Below are 20,833 nucleotides of genomic sequence, written 5' to 3'. Positions count from 1 at the left end.
TCAGGTCGGTGTGTCGACGTCGTCCCAGTCGGCGTCCTCGAACCGCACCAGCCAGTTGAGCGCGTGATGGCGCTCGGTCACCACGCCGCCGATGAGGCCGCCGGCCGGTGCCTGGTTGTCGAGCTGTGCCTGGCGGACCAGCCAGTGCAACCGCAGGTGCAGGTCGAGGGCATCGAGGATCTCGGCGGCCGGGCGCGGCGTCGGCAGTGTCGGTAGCGTGCCGTCGGCCCAGGCGAGTGCCCGTTGCGCACACTGCGGGACATCGCAGATCCGGTCCGGGAACGGCAGCGCCTCCGACAGCCCCAGCGCCCACTGCAGGACCGCCAGTGCCTCGTAACGCCACACCGCATCGATGGTCTGCTGGCGCGTCGGTGCCTCGTCGTGCAGGAAGGCCGCCTCCTTGGGTGACAGCGCCGGCCAGCCGGCTGCCAGGCGTGCGCGGATGTCGGCCAGCGGCAATGGGTCGCCTTCATTCAGTGTTTCGCCGCGAATCGCTACCGCCATCAGCGCCAGCATGCGGCCCGCCATTTCGTCGGGGCTGCGCAGGACGACCTCGCCCTCGCCGATCACGGGCGGCAGCGAGGCCGGCACGCGCAGCGACCTCGCGGCCAGGGCCTCCAAGGTGCGTGCGCGGCGATGGCGCGCATCTGCGGGATAGGGCACCTCGGCATCGGGATCGGCCCCGGCATGACCGACCAGACGCTGGCCGTTCGGTGCATAGACATTGCCATCGGCGTCTGCGTAGATCGCGTTCGCCGCCTCCGCCCACTGCTGGAACGCCGGCAACGCATCGCGTGCGATCTCCACCCGATGGTGCCAGTGCGTCCGTTGCAGATGACGGAACGTGTGATAGCGCTGCGCCGTCATCTGCTCGCGCGCGACGTGCATGACGTTCGCGATGCGCGTCTGCAGATGCGCGGCCAGCGCCGGATCGTTGCGCCCCCAGCGGGCGTGGTGCACATGCGGCACATCGAGTGGCGGCGGATCGCACAGGGTGATGTAAGCGTCGAGCGTGAGCGTCATGCGGGGGACAGGGCGTGGCAGGAGCGGGAGAGCTTGCCAGACCCGGCGCGGTGCACCCGTCGAGGTGTGCTGACTCAGGCGATCAAAGGCGGCGCGGACGCCGTGCGCCGTACCCGCGCGCCGGCATGCGCCGGTGCTGCCCAGCGGCGCGCCATCCGCTGCACCGCGTCGAGCAGTTGCGCCTCCGACTTCGCGTAGGGCATTCGCAGCCAGCGGTCGAAGCCGCCGTCGACGGCGAACGCCGGCCCCGGCGCGAGATGCACGTCGTCGCGTTCGAACGCCGCGGCCAGTTCGGTCGCGCTGCCGTGCGGCAGCCGCAGCCACAGGCTCAAGCCGCCGGTCGGCAGACGAAAGCGCCAGTCGGGCAGGTGGCGCTGCAGCGCCTGTGCGAGCGAGTCGCGCTGGCGGCGGACCTGCTCGCGGCGGGCCGCGAGCATCGGCCCGTCTTCGAGCAGTTCGGCGGCGACCAGTTGATCGAACAACGAACCGCCGAGATCGAGCTGTACGCGCGTGGCGACCAGGCGCTCGACCAGCGGCTGCGGCGCACGGATCCAGCCCACGCGCAGGCCGCCCCAGCACAGCTTGGAGGCACTGCCGATGCTGATCGCATCGCGCGCGAACGTGGCGAACGGCGCCGGCATCGGCGCGTTGGACAACCCGGTTGCCTGCAAGGTCTCGTCGACGATGGCCTGGGTGCCGGTGGCCGCCAGCGCGGCGGCGTAGCGCGCGCGCTGGGCCGCGTCCATCAGCAGGCCGGTCGGGTTGTGGAAATCGGCGATGACGTAGGCCAGCCGTGGCCGGGCTTGCCGCAACGTCGCCTCCAGACCGTCGAGGTCCCAGCCGGCGTCGCCGAGCGGATCGCCCATCGGCACGGCGACCAGCCGCGCGCCGCCCAGCGTCAGCGCGCCCATCGCGTTGGGATAGACCGGGGTGTCCACCGCGATGCGGTCGCCCGGACGCGACAGGGTGCGCGCAACGATCGCGAGCGCCGACAGCGCGCCGGCGGTGACGATGATCTGGCCCGGCGTCGTCGGCAGCCCGCGCCGCGTGTACGTGGCGGCGATGCGCGCCTGCAAGGCTGGCAGGCCGGACGGCAGATACCCGTCGCCCGACAGGTAGGCCGGCAGCGCCGCGAGCGCGCGCGCATATGCGGCCGCGGTGCCCGGCGTGGCCGAGCCCGCCGCGCGAGTGAGGTCGATCGCGTCGTCGGCGAACTTCGACGCGCCCAGGGTGTGGTCGTGCGCGCGTCGCCGGGTGATGGGGACCGCAGCGAAGGTCCCCGCCCCCTGGCGCGCGGTCGCAAACCCTGCCGATGCCAGTTCGGCATAGGCGCGCGTGACGGTGTTGCGCGACACCCCGAGCGCACCGGCGACGGCGCGCTCGCTGGGCAGTCGAGTGTCGATCGGGATGCGCCCGTCGCCGATCAGTTCCTGCAGCGCTTGGCACAGCGCGCGGTAAGCCGGGGCGGCATCGAGGCGGCCGACCAAGGCGGCGAGGCGTTCGGGGGCGAGGCTGCGTTGCATGCGGGGCCACTATCCCACGAATGGCTCTATCGCAAAGGGCCAATTGCCGACATCGTGGCCCTAATGTCCGTCCCTTCCGCCCCGACCCTTGCCAACCTCGGCCCGCTTGCGCAGTTGCGCGCCGGGCGCCTGCCAGAACGTCTGGGCCGGTTGCTGATCGGCTTGTGGATCTACGGGCTGGCGATCGCGCTGATGATCCGTGCCGCGGTGGGCGCCTCGCCCTGGGACGTGTTCCACCTCGGCGCTACGCGGCATGTGCCGATGTCGTTTGGCATGGTGATGGTCGTCACCGCGCTGGCGGTGCTGCTGGCATGGATCCCGCTGCGGCAGATGCCGGGGCTCGGCACGTTGGCGAATACGTTCCTGCTGGGCCCGTTCGCCGACCTGCACTTGTTGTGGCTGCCCGTGCCCGAAGGCCTGACACTGCGCTGGGCCTACATGCTCGGCGGCGTGGTGGCCTGCGCCTTCGCCACTGCGCTGTACGTGGGTGCGCAGCTGGGGCCCGGCCCGCGCGACGGGCTGATGACCGGCCTGGCCCGCCGTACCGGCTGGTCGATCCGCAGCGTGCGCACCGGGATCGAACTGACCGCGCTGGCAGTTGGCGTGCTGCTCGGCGGCACCGCGGGTCTGGGCACGCTGGTGTTCGCGTTCGGGGTCGGTCCGTTGACCCAGCGCTTCCTGCGGCCGTTGGCGGTCAAGCTCGAGCGGCCCGTCGCGCTGCCCTGAATCGGTCGGGTCGCGACCGAGGGCTTGCGCGTGCCGGCGCCGTCGCCGCGTCTGCCATCGTCGCGTGATTCCAGTGCGCACTTGATCGTGGTCAAGGTGGGCGAGACGGGTTGCACGGACACTGCAGCCATGCACACGCACCGCCCTCGTCCACTGCGATCCGCACTGCCGGTCTCGCGTCGGTGCGATGCGGCGGGGTCTCGCGCGACCGCATTGCGCAAGCGACGGGGCCGGTCTGCCACCACGCCCTCGGCGTGGCACTGGCTCGCACTGCTGGCGATGCTGCTGCTCGCGGTGGCGCCAGGGATCAGCCGGTTCCAGGCCAGCGTGCAGGTCGATCCCGAGCAGATGTCGATGGCCCTGGCCGCATCCGGGCATGCAGCAGGACATGCTGCCCCGGACGACCACCCGCACGAGGGCGCGCGGGACCACGCGGGTGCGGATGGCCACTGCGGCTACTGTCCGCTTGCCTCACATCTCACGCTGCTGTCCAAGCTGCCGGTCGTGGTGCCCCCGACCGCATGGGCGGCAGCACCGGCATTCCGGTTTCACTCGGTCCGGCGCATCGCCGCGACCAATCTCCGCGGCCTCGGTGGGCAGGGCCCGCCAGCGCACACCCTCGCCGCCTGACCGCGGAATCCCGGCTTGAAGCGCACCGTCCATGCGCGCGCCCCGACGGCGTGACGCAGGGCGCAGGGCCCGCTTACGCCCGCATTCCGAATCCAGATGTCGCGACCGGCCGCCAGGCCTGCGTCCGATGAAGCCGCACGCGTCACCGGCCCGCCCGGCGACGTTCGATCCGGAGATCTCCCATGCTGTCCACACGTCCCCAGGCGCAACGCGCCTCCCGCATCGCCCTGGCCATCGCCTGCGCGCTGGCGCTGCCGCTCGCCGCCCAGGCCGACGACCTGCCCGAACCCGTCAACCTCGAAGCGGTGCTGGTGACCGCCGCGCCGGTTTCGCCGCTGACCTATGACATCGATCCGCGCCTGCCGCGCCAGCCGGTACCGGCCAGCGATGGCGCCGACTACCTCAAGACCATTCCCGGCTTCACCGCACTGCGCAACGGCGGCACCAACGGCGATCCGGTACTGCGCGGCATGTTCGGCTCCCGCCTGAACCTGCTCACCAACGATGGCAGCATGCCCGGTGCCTGTCCGTCGCGCATGGACAACCCGATGTCCTACGTCTCGCCCGAGACCTTCGACAGCCTGGTCGTGATCAAGGGGCCGCAGACGGTGCTGTGGGGCCCCGGCGCTTCGGCCGGCACGGTGCGCTTCGAGCGCGAGACGCCGGTGTTCGATGCGCCGGGCGTGCGCATCAACGGCAGCCTGCTGGGCGGCTCGAACGGTCGCAACGACCAGGTGCTCGATGTCGTGGCCGGCGCGCCGCAGGGCTATGTGCGCGTGAGCGGCAACCGCTCCGAAGCCGACGACTACCAGGACGGCGACGGCGTCGTGGTGCCCTCGTCGTGGAAGAAGTGGAACGGTGACGTTGCGCTGGGCTGGACGCCGGATGCCGACACTGTGCTCGAACTCAACGCCGGCGTCGGCGACGGGCAGGCGCGCTACGCCGGTCGTGGCATGGACGGCGCGCAGTTCCGGCGCGAAAGCTACAGCCTACGGTTCGAGAAGCATGCCCTCGGTGGCGCACTCGACGCGATCGAGAGCAGCGTGTTCTACAACCACGCCGACCATGTGATGGACAACTACACCCTGCGCGACCCGAACCCCGCCAGTGCGATGCCGATGGCGATGGCGTCCAATGTCGACCGGCGCACGACTGGCGGGCGCGTCGCGCTGGGCTGGAAGTGGACCGGCTGGGACCTTCAGGCCGGCGTGGATACGCAGCAAAGCCGGCATCGTGCGCGCAAGGGCATGGGCCGCGGCACGTACGCAGCGCAGCCCTGGACCACCGACGCGCGCTTCGAGACCGCCGGCGTGTTCGCCGAGGGCACGCGCCACCTGCCCCCGGGCCGGCACCTGACCGGCGGTGTGCGCATCGACCGCGCCAAGGCCACCGACGAACGGACCACGGCCGGCATGATGGGCATGCCCAATCCAACCGCCGGGCAGACGCGCGAGGAAACGCTGCGCGCCGGGTTCCTGCGCTATGAGCAGGAACTCAAGGACACCCCGGTCAGCTGGTACGCCGGCCTGGGCCACACCGAGCGCATGCCCGACTACTGGGAGCTGTTCTCGCCCGGACGTGGACCGACGGGCGCGGCCAACGCCTTTGCCGGTATCGCACCGGAAAAGACCACGCAGCTCGACATCGGCGTGCGCTACCGCACGCGGAAACTGGATGCGTGGGTGTCCGGTTATGCGGGGCGCATCGAGGACTACATCCTGTTCACTTACTCGGCCGGCGGCATGATGGGCATGACCTCGTCGGCGGCGAATGTCGATGCCGACATCCGCGGCGCCGAGGCGGGCGTGGAAGTGCGGCCGTGGACCCACTGGAAGTTCGGCGGCACGCTGGCCTACGCCTGGGGCGAGAACCGCACCACCGGACAGGCCTTGCCGCAGATGCCGCCGCTCGAGGCGCGCCTGTCGGCAGGCTACGACGACAAGCGCTGGAGCTTCGGGGCGCTGGTGCGCGCGGTCGCCAGCCAGGACCGCATCGCGGTTGGCCAGGGTAACGTGGTCGGGCGCGACCTCGATGCCAGCGCGGGCTTCGCGACACTCGCCCTCAACGGCGGCTATCGCATCAACGACCGTCTGCAGCTGACGGCCGGCATCGACAACGTCTTCGACCGGACCTACAGCGAACACCTCAACCTGACCGGCAGCGCCGACTTCGGCTATCCGGCCGACCCGGTACGGATCAACGAGCCCGGCCGCACCGCGTGGGTGAAGTTGAACGTGAACTACTGACGGTTCGGACGATGAGTAAATTAATTTACATTACGGGCCGGAAAGATGTAATTTAATTTCCATGCCGAAGCGAACGCCGCCGACGATGCCACGCGCCCAACGCCAGATCCATGCGTTGGGCGCGCGGCTGCGCGCGGCGCGCATGCGCCGGCAGATGACCCAGGGCGAGCTCGCGGCGCGGGTCGGGGTGAGCGTACCGACGGTCGGCAAGCTGGAGCGCGGCGATCCGGCGACGAGCCTGGCCACGATGTTGCGCGTGCTCACGGCGCTGGGGCTGGAGCAGGACATCGATCTGTTGGCCCGCAACGACGAACTCGGCCGCGAACTGCAGGACAGTCGCCTGCGTCGCCCCGCCGCACGTCGCGTGAGTACGTCGTGAGCTGCGCCTACTACCGTCTGAGCAAAACGCGGGCGCGCACGATCGTCGAGGAGGTACGGGTGGCGGTGCGCGGCTGGAGGGACCAAGCCAGGCACTGCCAGGCACGTGGTACTGAGATCGCGGCGATGGAGGCGGTGATCGACCCGGAGCGCTGACTGGCCGTGGTCGCCCGTATCATGGGGCCCGACATTCCACACGACGTTTCGGACATGGCGAAGGCGAACCCGCTCCAGGAACAGTTGCTCAAGGCAGGCCTGGTCAAGAAGAGCAAGGTGGCCGAGGTCGCGCGCGAGCAGCACAAGGCGCGACATGGCAAGGGCGCGCCGGCGCCGACGGACAGCCAGCGTGAGGCCGAGCGTGTGCGCGCGGAGAAGGTCGAACGCGACCGCGCGCTGGCCGCCGAGCACAAGGCCCGGGCCCGCGCGGCCGAGTTGGCCGCGCAGGCGCGCCAGATCATCCACGACAAACAGGTGCCGCGTGCCGGGCAACTGGAGTATCGGTTCACCGCCGACGGCGCGATCCGCAGCCTGTTGGTCGACGAGGCCCAGCGCAGGCAACTGGCCGCAGGCACATTGGTCGTCGCACGGCTGGGCGAGGGCTACGCGCTGTTGCCGCGAGCGGCGGCCGACAAGGTGCGCGAACGCGATGCCGGGCTGATCGTGGTCGATCACGGCCAGGCCGCCGAGGCGCCGCCGGCCGAGTCCAACGCCGAGGACGATGCCTACTATGCGCAGTTCAAGGTGCCCGACGACTTGATGTGGTGAGGCCGCCGCGGCGCGTGATGCAGCATCGTGCGTGCCGGCCATGCGTAGGGGCGGCGGCGTGACCGCGGTGCCACGATTGGCGTTCGCAGCCGATGGCCGGAGCCAGCTGATGTGGTGGGGCGATGCCGATCTCCAATCGCCCGATGGCCGCCACGTGGTCGCATTGCGCTACGCGGGCGAGCCGCCGCACGGCGCGAGCTTCTACGAGGGGCGGATCGATGGCGTGCCCGTTCCGGGCTTCTTCTGGGCCGGCGCGCTGGGCTTTTCGGCCGATTCGCGCTTCTTCATCGGCGGCTGGATGCCGACGCGCTACGCGCGCAAGACCCTCGTCGTCGACATCGCCGCACGTCGGTATCTCGTGCTGCCGCTGTATCTGCGCAGCTTCACGTTCCATTGGCCGGTGTTGCAGGGGGTCGGCACGGATACCGCCACCGCATACGCCGACATCGACGACGCACTGACGTATACCCTCCGCGGCGACGCGCCGTGGACTGCCTACTGATCCACGTCCAACGCGCGGCTCAGGGCGCCGAGATCGGCAACACCAGCCGCGCTCGCAGGCCGCCGCCGTCGCGATCGTGCAGCTCCAGTGCCCCCCCGTGGCGCTGCGCGGTCGAGCGCGCGACGGCGAGGCCGAGGCCGGCACCGCCGGTGTCGCGACTGCGCGAGTGTTCCAGACGCTGGAACGGCTGCACCAGTCGCGCGCGCGCGTCGGCTGGAATGCCGGGGCCACGGTCGGCCACGTCGACGTAGAGCTGGCCGTCTTGCCCGCGGATCTCGACCTCGGCCGCGCCGGCATAACGCACGGCGTTGTCGATCAGGTTCGACAGCGCGCGACGCAGCGCCAGCGCATCGCCTTGCACGATGGCCGGTGCGTGCGCATGCACCTGCACCGACTGGCCCAGCGCCTGCGCGGCCGCAGCCAACTCGCCGACGAGCGCGGTCATGTCGACCGGCGCGCGCTGCAGCGGCGCGACCTCGCCCTGTGCATAGGCCAGCACCTGCGCGATCATCGTCTGCATCCGCGCGATGTCGGCAACCATGCGCTCGCGATCCGGCGATGGCGCGGTCTCGGCGCGCAGCCGCAGACCGGTCAGCGGCGTGCGCAGGTCGTGCGCCACGGCAGCGAGCATCGCAGTGACATCATCGGCCTGCGCGCGCAGGCGGGCGTGGGCGTCGGCAATCGCCCGGCCCAGCATGCGGACTTCCGTGGCGCCTTCGACCGGCACCGGCGGCGCGCGCGCGGCCAGGTCCATCCGGGCGCTGGCCTCGGCCAGCCGCCGCAGCGGCAGCGTCAGCCGGCGCGCCATCCACCAGGCCAGTGGCGCGATCAGCAGCGCGCCCAGCGCCAGCGCCAGCAGCACCTGGCGGCGCCACTGTCCGCGTCCGGCGTCGACCGCACTCACGACGCGCCAGGTCCCGTCCGGCTGCGCGACCGCCAGCTCGAACGCTGGGACCTGCAACCCGGTCGCCAGCAACGCAGCGCGCACGCGCGCCCGACGCGCGCTGTCGGCCTGTCCGGCCATCGCCAATTGGCCGTCGTCGACGACCTGCAGCGCGACGTCCGGCTTGCGCTGCCAGGTCGCGCGCACCTGCGCGGCGGGACGCTGTAGACGCTCGGCGGCCAGCTCGGCCAGCCACGGCACCGGTGTGCCGGTCGGTGCGGCCGTCTGCGTGCGTACCTGCAGTCCGGGCGCCGGCGGCTGCGTACCCGACAAGGCTTCGATCGCGTCGGCCGGCACCATCGTCGGCATCGGCGGTGCCGGCCACCAGCCGACCACGGCGAAGCTCACCGCCTGCGCCAGTACCAGCGTCGCGAGCGCCAGCCCGCCGACCAGGACCAGGATGCCGCGCGGCCGGCTCACAGGCGGCGCACCGTGGCTGCGAAGCGATAGCCCTCGCCGCGCAGCGTCTGGATCAGCGCGTCGGCGCCCGGCCGTGCCTGCGCCAACTTGCGGCGCAGCCGGCTGATGGCCAGATCCACGGCGCGATCGAAGGGCTCGGCCGCGTCGCCATGGGTCAGTGCCATCAGGCGTTCGCGGTCGAGCACGCGGCCGGCGCGTTCCACCAGCGCGCGCAGCAGCGCGAACTCGCCCGCGGTCAGCGCCACCTCGGTGCCGTCGGGTGTGCACAGGGCGCGGATATCGAGCCGCAGCATCCAGCCGTCGAAGCCGTAGCCCTCGGCCGGGCGTGTTGCCTGCCGACGCAGCTGCGCACCGCGTCGGAGCAAGGCGCGCACGCGGGCCAGCAGCTCGCGCGGATCGAACGGCTTGGCCAGGTAGTCGTCGGCGCCCACCTCCAGCCCGATCACGCGGTCGGGCGGGCTGTCGAGCGCGCTGAGCATCAATACCGCGACGTCGGCATCGGCCAGCCGCCGGCACACCGACAGGCCGTCCTCGCCGGGCATCATCCAGTCCAGCACCACCAGGTCGGCCGGCGCCTGTGCGAGCAACCGGTCCATCGCGGCGGCGCCGTCCGCACCGCGCACGGCGTAGCCGTGGCGTGCGAGGTAATCGCACAGCGCATCGCGGATGCTGGCGTCGTCGTCGACGACGACGATGCGGGCGGTTTCGGCGGTCATGCGGCCATTGTCGCCTGCCTCTGTATCGCGTTCGTATCGGCGATGCCCGCCCCGCGCCGTCGCCGACATCGTCGCGATACCTGCGCCCGCTGCAATGGCGGCTCCTTCATCGAGGTACCGTCATGTCGCTCCGCGTCCTGCTCTCTGCCTGTCTGCTGTCGCTGACCCTGGGCGCACCCTGCGCCGCCACCGCATCGCCTTCGATCTCCGAAGGCCAGGCCCATCGTATCGCCATGCGCTTCGTCGGCAAGCACCCGCGCGTGGAGGTACAGATCGAAGGCGCCACGCGTCCGCTGAGCTTCGTCGTCGATACCGCCGCCGGTGCCAGCGTTGTGGACCTCGCGCTGGCCGAGCGCTTCGGCTTGCTCGAGGCCACGGCGCGCGACATGACGATCCAGGGCGCAGGCGGCAGTGCGGCTGCGACCCGGGTGACCACGTTGCAGGCCCTGTCGGCCGGCGACTTCGCCTGGAAGGCGCAACTGCTGGCGATGGACCTGTCGCAGATCGCCGAGGGCGATGCACCGCCGATCGACGGCATCCTGGGCAACGATCTGATGGCGCGCTTCGACCTTCGCTTCGACCTGCCGGCCGGCGAACTGCTGCTTGCCCCACCCGGCAGCCTGTCGCGTGCCGATTGCCTGGACAACGCGCTGCCGCAACGCGCCGCCGGCCTGCAGCGCTTCGCCTTCGTGCCGACGCAACTGCGCGACAGCGCGCAGGCCGTCGACGCGATCGCGGTCGTCGACACCGGCGCCGCGCAGACCGTGCTCAACCTGCCGGCCGCGCGCGGGCTGGGCGTGACCGAGGACGATGCCCGGCTGCGTCGCCGCGACGCCGGCACCCGCGGCATCGCCGACCAGGTGGTCGAGACCTGGCTCTACACCCTGCCGCAGCTGTCGATCGACGACTGGTCGCTGCCGTCCACCGAAGTGCGGATCAGCGCGCTGCCGGTGTTCTCGGTGCTGGGACTGGCCGAGCGCCCGGCGGTGATCCTGGGCATCGACGCGCTGCGCCACGGACGCGTCGACGTGCTGGCGAATGCGGCGGGCGTGTGCCTGGCAGGCGCGTCGGGCTCGGGTACGCCCTGACCGCACTGGGCAGCGTGATTGCGCGGGTTGCCGATGGCATCGTCGCGACACGCGACATCGGACACCTGGAAATCGCGCGCTATCGTGTCCCGCGGCACGCCGGATAGCCCGAGCATCCCCAGAACGTGGCGCCAGTCCTGCGGTTGGCGCGCCGGACCATCGTGGCGCCGCAGCGTGGGCAGTCGGGCGATGCGCCGGCCTGGTGACCGGGATCGGGATCGTGCTCGACGGGGCCAGTGGGTTGCGACACCACCGGCGCATCGCGCGTGTCGGCGCAGCTGAGTTCGGCGGCTTGCACACTGCGGATCATCGCCAGCAGCGTGGGGCCGTCGATGAGGTCGATCGGCTTGCCCTGCGCGAAGCGCGCGGCATCCCGGGTGAACCCGCCCAGTGCAGCAATGCGCACCGCTTGCGCGCCATGGTGCGCGAGCAGGCCGTACATCTCGCGTACGACGCCGACCGGCACCTGCCGGCGGCGCCATTGCTTGCATTGCACAAGGGTGCGTTGTCCGCCTTTGTGCAGGATCAGATCGATGCCGCCGTCCGCGCCGCCCAGGCCGGTCTCCTCGATGCCGTAGCCCTGACGCCGGAACGCCTCGCCGACGAGACGCTCGAAATCGCGCCATCCCAGTGCCGCCACATGATCGAGCTGCGTGCAGGCATCGAGCAGGCGCCGGCGTCGGCGCGCGCGAACGAAGGCGGCCAGCGACGCGATACTGCAGGCGCCAAGGAACAGCCAGGCGATCGGCGCGAGGGCATCGCGCTGCATCGCCAATGCCTGGGCGAGTGGACCGTCGAGCCGTGCGACGTAGGCCGGCACGCCATGCCGGATCGCCGCGTAACCGAGCAGCCCGACCACGAGCGCGACCGGCCACGGCAATGCGGCCAGGCCATCGAACGGATTGTCGCGTCCGCGTCCCATGCGTCCCCCTCTGTCCTGCGGCGCACGATAGCGGCAAGAAGAGGCCAGGAGAAGCGACGCCCCGACGCAGAGCGTCGAGGCATCGGGACCTCAGCCGAGGTCGGCCTGGGGCACACGTGCAGACAGGCAGCGCGTCAGTAGACCAGGCTCAATCCCAGCGACGAGTAGGCGTAGTCCGTGCTGGCGTAGACGCACAGGCCCCCGCTGAGGGATTGCGGGAAAATGTCACGTTCTCGTGACGCCCCGACCGTACGCCGATCCCGCACGGGGAGATGTGACGCGCATGCTTATTTTGGCGGTCCGGGCGGCGCCTGATCCGCCTGCCGCGCACGCAGCGCTTGGTACTCGGCCGCAGTCATCAGCGCTCCGGCCATCCAGTACTCGCCGGTCGCGCATGCCGCCGGAATCTCCGGGATGACGCGGGCCGGTGCATCCGGCCCGCCCGCACCGCCAAGGGCGATGTCGTCGCCGATCGAAGCCGCGTGGCCAGTGAAGCCGTCGATCACCTGGACGCGGCCGTCCGCCCTCTGCTCGAGGCGACTGTCGTGATGCCAGACGATCAGCGGGCCGCTGTCGTCGCCGATCCGCAGGCAGCCGGCGGGATCTGCGTGCAGACGCCCTTCGATCAGGGCTTGGTGGGCGACTGTGGCCCGCTCGGCGTTGCGGATCAGCAACGGTTGCGCCGTGGGGCGATCGCCGGACGTGCCTGCGGGGGCGTCGACGTTCGACGAGCAGGCCGCCAGCATCGCGACCGCGGCGCCGGCGACGAACAACATGCCTGGATGCTTCATTGGATGCACTCCCTTGTGATCGCCTGGATTGGTGTCGGACCGAACCGCATCGGCGGCCCGACGTCACCAGCCTGCGCGCGAACGAACTGAGGCGCCCGATGGGGTCGACGGCGCGCGGTCGCGCTTGACCTTCCCACGGTGGCAAGCCGCACACTGCCGGCAACCTATCTCAAGGAGTCCGCCATGCAGTTCCATCTCGACGACATGACCTGCGGCGGCTGCGCACGGTCGGTGACCAAGGCCATCCAGTCGGTCGATGCGCAGGCGAGCGTGGAGGCCGATCCGCCGAACCGCACGGTGGTGGTGCAGACCTCGGCTGCGCGTGAGGCGGTTGTCGCGGCGCTGCGCGAGGCCGGTTTCCCACCACGCGAAGGCTGATCTGCTGCCTCGCGCACTGCGGCCTGCATCGACAGGTTGCGGCGCTCTGACTTGCTGCGCAGGCAGACGATCGCGCGATGCCCACCGTCTGCGTTAGCGCATCCGCGTCCGCTTCGTTGCCGATCGCGTCGGGCGCCGCAAGACGGCACCCGTCCGCGGACGGTCGTCCGCCGGGCCGGGAACGGGCTGCTGCAGTTGCTCGAGGATCGGGCAGTCGGGCCGGTCGTCGCCGGCGCAGCAGTCGACCAGCGTGCGGAGCGTGTCGGTCATCTGCTGCAGGTCGCGCATGCGCCGTTCGAGTTCGGCGATGCGGTCCTGCGCCAGGCGTTTGACGTCGGCGCTGTGGCGCGCGGTGTCGTGCCACAGGCCCAGCAGGTCGGCGATCTCGGCGACCGAGAACCCGAGGTCGCGGGCACGGCGGACGAACTGCAGCCGGTGGACATCGTCCTGGCCGTAGGCGCGATAACCGGCGGCGGTGCGGGTGGGCGCCGGGATCAGGCCGGTCTGCTCGTAGTAGCGGATCATCTTGGCCGAGACCCCGGATGCGCGAGCGGCGTCGCCGATGTTCATGGCGCCGCGCCTGCGGATGCGGCCCCGGTGGCCGTGGCGTGCGGTGCTTGGAAGCGGCGCAGCCGCAGCGCATTGCCAAGCACGAACACGCTCGACAGCGCCATCGCGCCGGCGGCGAAGATCGGCGACAGCAACACGCCGTAGGCCGGATAGAGCACGCCGGCAGCGACGGGGATCAGCGCGGTGTTGTAGCCGAAGGCCCAGAACAGGTTCTGGCGGATGTTGCCGAGCGTCGCCCGCGACAGCGCGATCGCGTTGGGCACGCCTTGCAGATTGCCCGACATCAGCACCACGTCGGCCGATTCCATCGCAACATCGGTGCCGGTACCGATCGCCAGACCCACGTCGGCCTCGGCCAGTGCAGGGGCGTCGTTGATGCCGTCGCCGACGAAGGCGATGCGGCCGTGCTGCGCCCGCAACCGGCGCACGGCTTCGACCTTGCCCGCGGGCAGCACTTCGGCCACGACCTCGTCGATGCCCAACTGCCGCGCGATGGCCTGCGCGGTGCGTGCGTTGTCGCCGGTGATCATGGCCACCTGCAGGCCGAGCGCGTGCAGCGCAGCGATGGCCGCGGGCGTGCTCGGCTTGATTGGATCGCCGACCACGACGATGGCGGCCAAGCGGCCGTCGACGGCGGCGTACAGCGGCGACTTGCCTTCATCGCCCAGGCGCTGCGCGGTGTCGGCGAAGACGGCGACGTCCAGGCCGAGCGTGCGCATGAAGCGGTCGGCGCCGACCTCGACGCGTGCGCCGCCCACCTGCGCACGCACGCCCATGCCGGTGATCGACTCGAATCGGTCGGCGGTGGCCATCGCGAGATCGCGCCCGATCGCCGCATCGACGATGGCGCGCGCGATCGGATGCTCGGAGCGCGCTTCGACCGCCGCGACCTGCGCGAGCACACGGTCGCGTTCGAAGCCGTTGGCGACGACGAGATCGGTGAGCACCGGACGTCCCTCGGTCAGCGTGCCGGTCTTGTCTACGGCCACCACGCGGGCGTCCTTGAGCAGTTGCAGCGCCTCGCCCTTGCGGAACAGCACACCGAGTTCGGCGCCGCGGCCGGTGCCGACCATGATCGAGGTCGGCGTCGCCAGGCCCATCGCGCAGGGGCAGGCGATGATCAGCACGGCCACCGCGTTGACCAGTGCGAAGCCCAGCGCCGGCGTCGGACCCAGCCACAGCCAGGCCAGAAAGGTCAGCAGCGCCGCGAGCATCACTGCCGGCACGAACCACAGCGTCACCCGGTCCACGACCGCCTGGATCGGCAACTTGGCGCCTTGCGCCTGTTCGACCAGGCGGATGATCTGCGCGAGCGTCGTGTCCGCACCGACGGCCGTCGCGCGCAGTGTCAACGCCCCCTGCTGATTGACGGTGCCGCCGACCACCGCGCTGCCGACGGTCTTTTCCACCGGCACCGGCTCGCCGGTGATCATCGATTCGTCGACGTAGCTGCGTCCTTCGACGATCTCGCCGTCGACCGGAATCCGCTCGCCGGGCCGCACCTCGAGCACATCGCCGAGCATCACATCCTCGACCGCGATGTCATGCACCACGCCTGCGCGCTGTACGTGCGCGACGCGCGCCTGCAGGCCGACCAGACGTTGGATCGCCTCGGACGTGCGGCCCTTGGCCCGCGCCTCCAGGAAGCGCCCGAGCAGGATCAGCGCGACGATCACCGCCGCGGCCTCGTAATAGACGTTGACCGTGCCGGTGGGCAGCAGGGTGGGGGCGAACGTGGCGACCACCGAGTAACCGAACGCGGCCGCCGTGCCGACCGCGACCAGCGAGTTCATGTCCGGCGCCAGCCGCAGCAGCGCGGGGATGCCGTGGCGATAGAAGCGGCGGCCCGGCACCGCCAGCACCAGTAGTGTCAGCGCAAACTGCAGGTACCAGCTTGTGCGCATGCCGACATGGGTCATGACCCAGTCGTGCATGCCAGGAATCGTGTGCGCGCCCATCTCCAGCACGAACACCGGCAATGCGAGCGCGGCGGCCAGGATCAGGTCCCGGAGCAGGCCTGCGCGTTCCTCGTCCTTGCGCGCCGCGCCGGCATCGTCGTTGCGTTCCTGCCCGACCGGCCGGGCCGTGTAGCCGACCCGGTCGACCGCCGCGAGCAATGCATCCAGGCCCGCTGTTCCGCGCACGGTGGCGCGCTCGGTCGCCAGGTTCACCGCTGCGGACTCGACGCCCGGCACCGCTGCCAGTGCCTTCTCGACGCGACCCACGCAGGACGCGCAGGTCATGCCCTCGATCGCAAGCGTCAGCGTGGCGGCCGGCACCGCATAGCCGACCCTCTCGACCGCCTGCGCCAGCGCCGCACGGTCGACCGGTCCGGCCGGCACGACCTGGGCGCGCTCGCTCGCCAGGTTGACCGACACGCGCGCCACGCCGGGCACCTTGGCCAAGGCCTTTTCCACTCGACCGACACAGCTCGCACAGGTCATGCCGGTGATCGGCAGATCGATCGCCGCGTCCGGGGGTGTCCGGGAACCGGGAGAGGTCATGGGAACTTCCGCAAAGGCTGACAGCTGCGGCCAGCCTAAGCCTTCCTATCGTGGGAAGGTCAAGCGCGCGTGCGGGGCCTTGTACGGCGCAGCCAACGACATCGCCGTTGTGGCAGCAGCGCCGCCGTTCTTGGTCGGGGGCGTCAGGCCGAGCCGGCAGCGCCCATGAACTCGTCGTAGGCCGCCTGCGCATTGGCGGCGTACATCAGCGACGGCCCGCCGCCCATGTAGACAGCCACCCCCAGCATCTCCCGGAACTCCTGTGGCGTCGCGCCCAGCCGCACCAATGCCTTGGCGTGGAAGCCGAGGCAGCCGTCGCAGCGGTTGGCCACGCCGATGGCCATGGCGATCAGCTCCTTGGTCTTCTCGTCGAGGGCGCCGGGCGCCATCGCCGCCTTGCTCAGCGCATTGAAGCCGCGCATCACGTCGGCGTGGTGGCTGCGCAGATCGGTGAGATTCCGCGAGATGTCGCGGGTCAGTTCGGTATAGGTCGAGGCGTGCATGGTCGATTCCAGAGAAGCCGGCACGACGCCGGCCGCATGATCATATTAGCAATTGCTAATTTAGCAAAAACTAATATGATGGCGCCATGTCAACAGACGACTCCCTGGATTTCATGCACCAAGGCGCCGAGCAGGCGGCCTCGATGCTGCGCATTCTCGGCCACCCGCAGCGGCTGCTGTTGCTGTGCCTGTTGATCGAGCACGGCGAGGCCAGCGTAGGCGCGCTGCAGGCCCAGGTGCAGCTGAGCCAGTCGGCGCTGTCCCAGCACCTGGCCCGGATGCGCGAGGACGGGCTGGTGTGCTTTCGCCGAGAGGCGCAGACGCTGCATTACCGCATCGCCGATCCCCGTGTAGAGCGGTTGATCGCCACGCTCAAGGACCTGTTCTGCCCATGAGGACCCCTCCGATGGACATGCTCGATGCCCGCGCCACCCTTGCGCTCGTACAGGCCGGCGCCTGCCTGATCGACATCCGCGATCATGACGAACATCGACGCGAACGGATTCCCGGTGCGGTGTCCCACCCGCTGGCGCGTCTGGGCACCACGCCACTGCCGCGGGGCGAGGCCACAGTGGTGGTGTTTCATTGCCGCTCGGGGATGCGGACCGGCGCGCATGCGGCGCGGCTCGTTGCCACTGCGGGTGCGCATGTCCGGGTGTGCACGCTCGAAGGCGGCCTGGATGCCTGGAAACAGGCCGGCCTGCCGGTACTGAAGGACCGGACGCAGCCGTTGGAATTGAACCGCCAGGTCCAGATTGCGGCCGGCAGCCTCGTGCTGCTGGCGACCGCCCTGGGTTTCGGTGTTTCGCCCTGGTTCCACCTGCTGGCGGGCGGCATCGGCGCCGGCCTGACGTTCGCCGGTATCAGCGGATTCTGTGGGCTCGCCCGGCTGTTGGCGCGCATGCCGTGGAACCGCCGATCGGGCCTGCCTGTATCGAATTGAGGCCGCGTCTATGCAGGTCTTTGTGCGTCGGTAACTCTACGGCACCTCAACGTGCGAAAGCGATTCGGTCGAGCGTATGGTCGGCCGCGTTGATCCAGATATTGAGCTCGCGGCCGTGTACGGTGCGCCCGCCCAGCGTGGGCGCGCCCTCGTCGGCCTGCTGCGGTTCGAACACGACCTGGAACGTGCCGTGGTCGGCCGGATGGACGTGAACCCGGAACTTGGTCAGATCGGCCTCCGGTTGCTTGTCCCGGAACACCGGGATGGCCGCGGCCAGCGCGGCGGCGCGGGCGCCGTCCAGAACGATCTCGACGGGGGCGCCGCCGGTCGAGCCGGCGTGGGCGAGAGAAGCGAACGCGAGCGTGCTCATGAGCAGGATCCTGTTGAAGACCATGGGGCGACCTCCGGCAGTCGGGTGGCGGTGCCCGGAGGCCCGCATCGCGCGGTCAGTTGATGACGGTGTCCTGGCGCGTGGCCGCATCATACTTGCGGAAATCGCCACTCGGCGTGGACACGTAGATCTCCGATCCCCAGACGCCGCGATCGGCCAGGCTCTTGTCCTGCGCCGAGAAGTGGTCGCTGTTGAACTCGTCGCCCGCCTTGTCGGTCCGCGAGCCGTCGGCCTTCGAATAGTCGGCGTGGCCGTGATAGCACGCGACCAACGACATGCCATCGGGTTGCGGCACTTGTCCGGGATTGAATCCGTCGAGTGTGCCGCCCATGGGTGTGGTCACGAAGAACTGATGGCTGTCGGGATCGCGGAAGATCAGCCCGCCGTTCTCGAGATTGGCCGCGATCGACAACGGATTGGAGTAGGTCATCATCTCGATGGCGGCCGCGTCGCTGGATGGGAAAGGCCCGAGCGTGGTGCCCGGCGGCACCAACGGCGCGACTGCGGAGACGGCGACCGGGATGGTGCGGTCGTCGGCGATCGCCTGCGCGGCCTGCTCGGTCAGCACTTCGTCGGTCAACGGCGTATCGCCCGCCTTCTCGAGGCTGGCGACAAGATCGTAGGCGTGCTCGCGTTGCGCCGGCGTGGCGTCGGGCGACACCAGCGTGTCGACGACCTGCAGGTAGCGCGGGTCGTCGCGTGTCTGGGGTGGAGCAACCGCGCTGAGGGCGGCGGCAGCGCCGCCGGCGATGGAGTTGACGCTCATCGTGCGCACCTGTCTCTGGACACGTGCAGGTTCACGGACGTCGCAGACACCGGCAAGCTGGGGTAGACCCTTGGGCGACGACTGGGTGAATGCGAGGGAAGCGCGCTTGCGCGTTAGAACAGCGTGCCCTGGGACGGCGGGGCAGCGGCATCGGGATCACGGCCGGACTCGTGTGCTCGCTCCGGGCTCGGTTGGAGGCTCGCCGCCCCCAGCCGCCATGCCAGCCCCGACGTCCGCACCGCGTGCCGCGCGAGTGCGTCGCGCAGCACCTGCGCGCTGCCGGCGATGTGCAGGCGGCTGCGTGCGCGGGTGATCGCGGTATAGATCAGTTCGCGCGAGAGCACGCGGCTGTCGTGGCGCGGCAATTGCAGCCACACCTCATCGAACTCGCTGCCCTGCGCCTTGTGCACGGTCATCGCAAACGCGCTCTCATGCGCGGGCAACGCCGCAGGATGAAATGCGCGGACCTCGCCGGGCACATCGCTGGCGAACCAGGCCATCGGTGTGTCGGCGCCGTCACGCCAGCAGATGCCGATGTCGCCGTTGAACAGACGATGGCGATAGCTGTTTTCGGTGATCAGCAGCAGGCGGCCATGGAACCAGGCCGGCGCTGGCCCGATGCGGCGGCCCGACAGCAGCGCTTCGATGCGGGCGTTGAGGCCGCGTGCGCCCTGCGGACCTTCGCGCACCGCGGTCAACAGGCGCAATCGCTGCGACTGCGCGAGCGCGGTCGCGGGATCGGGGGCCTCGGCGAGACTGCGCCAGTGCGCGAGCAGCGTGTCCTGCTGTGCGTCCAGCGCATCGGTCAGGTCTTCGTGGAAGTGCACGCCGCGCAACCGGCCGCCGCGCAACAGCGACAGCACGGATTCGGCATCGCCTTCGCGCGCGGCGTCGGCCAGTGGCGCCAGGTCGAAATCGGCGTCCTGGCGGTAGCCGCGCTGCAACTGCACGCGATGGCCATGCAGGCCGCCGGTCACGCGGTCGACGGGCGTGGCGGCACCGAGCAGCGGTTGCAGCGCGCGCGCGTCCTCGGCCTGCAACGCGTGACCGGGGCCGGCGGCGGCGAGAATCGCCGCCAGCACATCGCCGGCTTCCACCGACGGCAACTGGTCGGCATCGCCGAGCAGGATCAGCTGGGTGCCGTCGGCGACGGCATCGACCAGCTTGGCCATCAGCGGCAGGTCGACCATCGAGGCCTCGTCGACCACCAGCACGTCCAGCGGCAGCGGATGGCCAGCGTGGTGGCGGAACGTGGGGCTGTCGGGCACCGTGCCGAGCAGGCGGTGAAGCGTGCTGGCGGTGTCAGGCAAGGCGCCGGGCAGTGCGGCGCGCAGGTCCGGATCGAGGTCGCCGACGAATCCTTGCACCGCGCGGCGCAGGCTCTCGGCCATGCGCTCGGCGGCGCGGCCGGTGGGCGCCGCCAGCGCGATGCGAGGCAGTGACCGTCCGCTTCGTAAGGCCTGGGCGATGCGCAGCACCAGCAGGCGGGCGATGGTGGTGGTCTTGCCGGTGCCGGGCCCGCCGGTGACCAGCAGCAGGGCACGGCGCAGCGCCAGCGCGGCGGCACGCGCCTGACGGTCCTCGCCGGCCTGCGCGTTGGGAAACAGCACGGCGAACGTGTCGGCGATGGCGTCGGCGTTGGCCGCATTCAGCCGGTGTGCCGCGATGCGCCGCAGGCCGGCCGCCAGGCTGGCCTCGTACTCACGATAGCGGCGCAGGTACAGCAGGCCGCCTGCCGCCTCGGCCGGCTCGAGCACCAGCGGTGCATCGGTCGCCGAGGGGGCGAGCGGGTCCGTCGGTCGGCTGACCCAGCGCGCGTCGCGCAGCAGCGCGTGCCAAGCGTCCGGCGCGGGCCAGTCCAACTCGGCGTCGAGCAGCACCTGCGGGCGCGCAGGATCGAAGCCGGCATGGCCGTTGGCGACTGCCCGCGAGGCCAGTGCCGCTGCGACGAGCACTGCGGCCGGTGTCTCAGGCGCGAGCCGCTGCAGGCGCTGCGCCAGCTCGAGGTCGAGCGTGCGTAACGCGCCGCTGCGCTGCAATGCGGTGAGCAGATCGGGCGTGCGCGATTTGGTCGGCGCGGATGCGGTGGCGTCGCGCATGGCATC

The 20,833-nt window shown here is 70.7% G+C and carries 23 protein-coding genes; 11 read left to right on the top strand and 12 right to left on the bottom strand.

The annotated features are described in order from the left end of the window. Both WAF18_RS00770 and WAF18_RS00765 read right to left on the bottom strand, forming a co-directional pair. Positions 1-1,023: a DUF4272 domain-containing protein gene (locus WAF18_RS00770; RefSeq protein WP_337243416.1), complete on the bottom strand. Its 1,023-nt coding sequence runs from the start codon at positions 1,021-1,023 to the stop codon at positions 1-3. A 74-nt stretch (positions 1,024-1,097) separates the two neighbouring features. Beyond that, entirely contained in the window at positions 1,098-2,546 is a 1,449-nt protein-coding gene (locus WAF18_RS00765; protein ID WP_337243415.1) for a PLP-dependent aminotransferase family protein, read from the bottom strand. 63 nt (positions 2,547-2,609) lie between these two features. Between WAF18_RS00765 and WAF18_RS00760 the strand changes: the two genes are divergently transcribed. The 7 genes from WAF18_RS00760 to WAF18_RS00730 all read left to right on the top strand — a co-directional run bounded on the left by WAF18_RS00760 (position 2,610) and on the right by WAF18_RS00730 (position 7,793). Beyond that, positions 2,610-3,272, top strand: a complete 663-nt coding sequence (locus WAF18_RS00760; RefSeq protein ID WP_337243414.1) for a hypothetical protein — start codon at positions 2,610-2,612, stop codon at positions 3,270-3,272. Positions 3,273-3,401: 129 nt separating this feature from the next. Further along, on the top strand, positions 3,402-3,902 hold the full coding sequence (locus tag WAF18_RS00755) for a DUF2946 family protein (RefSeq protein WP_337243413.1): 501 nt from the start codon (positions 3,402-3,404) through the stop codon (positions 3,900-3,902). A 182-nt stretch (positions 3,903-4,084) separates the two neighbouring features. Next, positions 4,085-6,148, top strand: a complete 2,064-nt coding sequence (locus tag WAF18_RS00750) for a TonB-dependent copper receptor (protein WP_337243412.1) — start codon at positions 4,085-4,087, stop codon at positions 6,146-6,148. A gap of 85 nt (positions 6,149-6,233) precedes the next feature. Then, the gene (locus tag WAF18_RS00745; protein ID WP_337243411.1) at positions 6,234-6,527 is read left to right on the top strand and encodes a helix-turn-helix transcriptional regulator; all 294 of its coding nucleotides are present in this window, start codon (positions 6,234-6,236) and stop codon (positions 6,525-6,527) included. Further along, on the top strand, positions 6,524-6,682 hold the full coding sequence (locus WAF18_RS00740; protein ID WP_337243410.1) for a hypothetical protein: 159 nt from the start codon (positions 6,524-6,526) through the stop codon (positions 6,680-6,682). Before WAF18_RS00745 ends, WAF18_RS00740 begins: the two co-directional genes overlap by 4 nt. A gap of 54 nt (positions 6,683-6,736) precedes the next feature. After that, on the top strand, positions 6,737-7,291 hold the full coding sequence (locus WAF18_RS00735) for a DUF2058 domain-containing protein (protein WP_337243409.1): 555 nt from the start codon (positions 6,737-6,739) through the stop codon (positions 7,289-7,291). Positions 7,292-7,331: 40 nt separating this feature from the next. Further along, the gene (locus WAF18_RS00730) at positions 7,332-7,793 is read left to right on the top strand and encodes a hypothetical protein (RefSeq protein ID WP_337243408.1); all 462 of its coding nucleotides are present in this window, start codon (positions 7,332-7,334) and stop codon (positions 7,791-7,793) included. Between the two features lie 19 nt (positions 7,794-7,812). Here WAF18_RS00730 and WAF18_RS00725 read toward each other — a convergent pair whose 3' ends face one another. Both WAF18_RS00725 and WAF18_RS00720 read right to left on the bottom strand, forming a co-directional pair. Next, complete coding sequence (locus WAF18_RS00725) at positions 7,813-9,156, bottom strand: ATP-binding protein (protein ID WP_337243407.1); 1,344 nt, start codon at positions 9,154-9,156, stop codon at positions 7,813-7,815. Continuing rightward, positions 9,153-9,872: a response regulator gene (locus WAF18_RS00720; protein WP_337243406.1), complete on the bottom strand. Its 720-nt coding sequence runs from the start codon at positions 9,870-9,872 to the stop codon at positions 9,153-9,155. Before WAF18_RS00720 ends, WAF18_RS00725 begins: the two co-directional genes overlap by 4 nt. A 122-nt stretch (positions 9,873-9,994) precedes the next feature. Between WAF18_RS00720 and WAF18_RS00715 the strand changes: the two genes are divergently transcribed. Next, positions 9,995-10,960: an aspartyl protease family protein gene (locus WAF18_RS00715; RefSeq protein WP_337243405.1), complete on the top strand. Its 966-nt coding sequence runs from the start codon at positions 9,995-9,997 to the stop codon at positions 10,958-10,960. 79 nt (positions 10,961-11,039) lie between these two features. Here WAF18_RS00715 and WAF18_RS00710 read toward each other — a convergent pair whose 3' ends face one another. Then, entirely contained in the window at positions 11,040-11,882 is an 843-nt protein-coding gene (locus tag WAF18_RS00710) for a restriction endonuclease (RefSeq protein ID WP_337243404.1), read from the bottom strand. Between the two features lie 287 nt (positions 11,883-12,169). Beyond that, positions 12,170-12,655, bottom strand: coding sequence for a hypothetical protein (locus tag WAF18_RS00705; protein WP_337243403.1), 486 nt, complete (start codon positions 12,653-12,655; stop codon positions 12,170-12,172). Between the two features lie 201 nt (positions 12,656-12,856). On the opposite strand from WAF18_RS00705, the gene WAF18_RS00700 reads away from it, so the two are divergent. Further along, complete coding sequence (locus tag WAF18_RS00700) at positions 12,857-13,051, top strand: heavy-metal-associated domain-containing protein (RefSeq protein WP_337243402.1); 195 nt, start codon at positions 12,857-12,859, stop codon at positions 13,049-13,051. A gap of 93 nt (positions 13,052-13,144) precedes the next feature. Here WAF18_RS00700 and cueR read toward each other — a convergent pair whose 3' ends face one another. From cueR to WAF18_RS00685, 3 genes are all read right to left on the bottom strand, one after another. Then, a complete protein-coding gene (cueR, locus tag WAF18_RS00695) occupies positions 13,145-13,621 on the bottom strand; it encodes a Cu(I)-responsive transcriptional regulator (RefSeq protein WP_337243401.1) in 477 nt (158 codons plus the stop codon). After that, the gene (locus tag WAF18_RS00690; RefSeq protein ID WP_337243400.1) at positions 13,618-16,125 is read right to left on the bottom strand and encodes a heavy metal translocating P-type ATPase; all 2,508 of its coding nucleotides are present in this window, start codon (positions 16,123-16,125) and stop codon (positions 13,618-13,620) included. The genes cueR and WAF18_RS00690 overlap by 4 nt, the downstream gene beginning before the upstream one ends. A 143-nt stretch (positions 16,126-16,268) precedes the next feature. Continuing rightward, the gene (locus WAF18_RS00685; protein WP_337243399.1) at positions 16,269-16,628 is read right to left on the bottom strand and encodes a carboxymuconolactone decarboxylase family protein; all 360 of its coding nucleotides are present in this window, start codon (positions 16,626-16,628) and stop codon (positions 16,269-16,271) included. A gap of 86 nt (positions 16,629-16,714) precedes the next feature. Between WAF18_RS00685 and WAF18_RS00680 the strand changes: the two genes are divergently transcribed. Both WAF18_RS00680 and WAF18_RS00675 read left to right on the top strand, forming a co-directional pair. Then, positions 16,715-17,023 (top strand): metalloregulator ArsR/SmtB family transcription factor, encoded by a 309-nt coding sequence (locus WAF18_RS00680; protein WP_337243398.1) that lies wholly within the window; start codon positions 16,715-16,717, stop codon positions 17,021-17,023. An 11-nt stretch (positions 17,024-17,034) separates the two neighbouring features. Further along, complete coding sequence (locus WAF18_RS00675; protein WP_337243397.1) at positions 17,035-17,571, top strand: rhodanese family protein; 537 nt, start codon at positions 17,035-17,037, stop codon at positions 17,569-17,571. 46 nt (positions 17,572-17,617) lie between these two features. Here WAF18_RS00675 and WAF18_RS00670 read toward each other — a convergent pair whose 3' ends face one another. The 3 genes from WAF18_RS00670 to recD all read right to left on the bottom strand — a co-directional run bounded on the left by WAF18_RS00670 (position 17,618) and on the right by recD (position 20,827). Beyond that, positions 17,618-17,965 (bottom strand): hypothetical protein, encoded by a 348-nt coding sequence (locus WAF18_RS00670; RefSeq protein ID WP_337243396.1) that lies wholly within the window; start codon positions 17,963-17,965, stop codon positions 17,618-17,620. Positions 17,966-18,017: 52 nt separating this feature from the next. After that, positions 18,018-18,728, bottom strand: a complete 711-nt coding sequence (locus WAF18_RS00665) for a DUF4329 domain-containing protein (protein ID WP_337243395.1) — start codon at positions 18,726-18,728, stop codon at positions 18,018-18,020. Positions 18,729-18,841: 113 nt separating this feature from the next. After that, positions 18,842-20,827, bottom strand: coding sequence for an exodeoxyribonuclease V subunit alpha (gene recD, locus WAF18_RS00660; RefSeq protein ID WP_337243394.1), 1,986 nt, complete (start codon positions 20,825-20,827; stop codon positions 18,842-18,844). Between the last annotated feature and the right edge of the window lie 6 nt (positions 20,828-20,833).

This window comes from Luteimonas sp. gir, from assembly GCF_037198055.1.
Lineage (GTDB): Bacteria > Pseudomonadota > Gammaproteobacteria > Xanthomonadales > Xanthomonadaceae > Luteimonas > Luteimonas citri_A.
Note: the sequence above shows the minus strand (reverse complement) of the source record. Positions and strands in the feature narration are given on the sequence as shown.